The 1,515-nt window shown below is 38.6% G+C and carries 1 protein-coding gene; it reads left to right on the top strand.

Going from position 1 to position 1,515, the window contains the following annotated elements:
- A partial coding sequence (locus AB0G52_RS41080; protein WP_361344389.1) for a BglG family transcription antiterminator occupies nt 1-1,515 on the top strand: 1,515 nt, incomplete at both ends.

The raw sequence follows: 1,515 nt of genomic DNA, 5'->3' as shown, positions 1-1,515 counted from the left end.
GCTTGCAGATAAACTTCAAGAAAATGGTGCTAACATTGTTTTAAAAAGAGGGCAAGGCTATGAGTTGATAATTGAAGATTATAAATATTTCCGTCCTTTTTTACAGGAGGCAATAGTCAGAAACGAGGATTACGCAGTTCCAGCAGATCCAGCGGAAAGAATGGATTATATGCTGAGACGTTTGCTCTTGTCAGATGAGTATATCAAGGTAGAGCAGCTAGTAAAGGAGCTGTATATAAGCGAAACGTCAGTTAAAAATGGATTGAGGGAAGTAAAGAAAGTCTTGAGGCGCTTCAGCTTGGATTTGGATAAACGGCCAAATTATGGGCTGAAAATAATTGGTCCTGAAGCAAAAATGCGCATTTGTATGGCTGAGTTTGTTTTTCATTCTGAACATCAGTCTTATCAGGCATTACCTTCACAAGAATTAGAAATAATAGGCGATATTTTAACGGAAAGAACAAAAGAGGCAGCAATTTTGCTCTCTGATATAGGCAAATCTAATTTAATCACACACATTGCCATAGCGTGTAAACGTATTTTTCATGATAATTATGTTTCAATGCCAAAAAAAGAGCTTGAAGCAATAAGGGCAGAAAAGGAATATAAAGTTGCTAAAGCAATTGTGATTGATTTGCAGAAAGCGTTAGGGACGGTATTTCCTGAGGAAGAGATTGCTTATATTGCGATTCATTTACTAGGCTCGAAAATCATCTCGTACCAGCCGACTGCTGAGATTAATATCCTTGATATGATTGAAAGAGATATTCTCGAGCTTTCCAAAAAACTATTAAATGAGACAGAAAATATTATGCAGCTTGGCATATCAGATGATGAGGAACTTATTTATGGTTTGTGCCTGCATTTAAAGCCGGCCATTAACCGGTATAAATATGGCTTGAGTATTCGTAATCCACTATTGAAGGAAATTATGAAAAACTATCCTGTAGCATTTGACGCGGCAATTTTAATGGGAAAAACGCTGAAGCTGGAAACAGGAATGGCTATAAACCAAGAAGAGATTGGTTATATGGCATTGCATGTAGGTGCGGCAATGGAACGGAAAAAGTCAAAGGGAAGGGCGAAGCGCTGTCTGATTGTCTGCGCTACAGGAGTTGCAAGCGCACAATTGCTGTACCATAGACTTCACGCCACATTTGGGAGTCGGCTGCAAATAGTAGGTACTGCTAATGTGTTTGATTTACATAAATATGATTTAGGGTCACTCGATTTTATTATTACCACAATCCCGATAAAGAGAAAATTAACTGTACCAATCATCGATGTGAACACGATCTTAAGAGATGAGGATATTGAGAAGCTAGAAAACCTGGTGATTGAGAATATTGGAAGTGTCATCAAGTATATTAGACAAGATCTTACCTTTTTCCAACAGGATTTAAAGTCAAAGGAGGAGGTGCTCCATTTTCTTTGCAGTAATCTGGAAAGGCTGGAGGATATTCCTGCTGATTTCCAGGAGCTTGTGGAGGAAAGAGAGAGGATAGCGCCGACAAG

It is taken from the genome of Streptomyces sp. NPDC021562 (assembly GCF_040640875.1).
Lineage (GTDB): Bacteria > Actinomycetota > Actinomycetes > Streptomycetales > Streptomycetaceae > Streptomyces.
The sequence above is the reverse complement of the archived record's forward strand: the minus strand, read 5'-3'. Positions and strand labels throughout refer to the sequence as shown.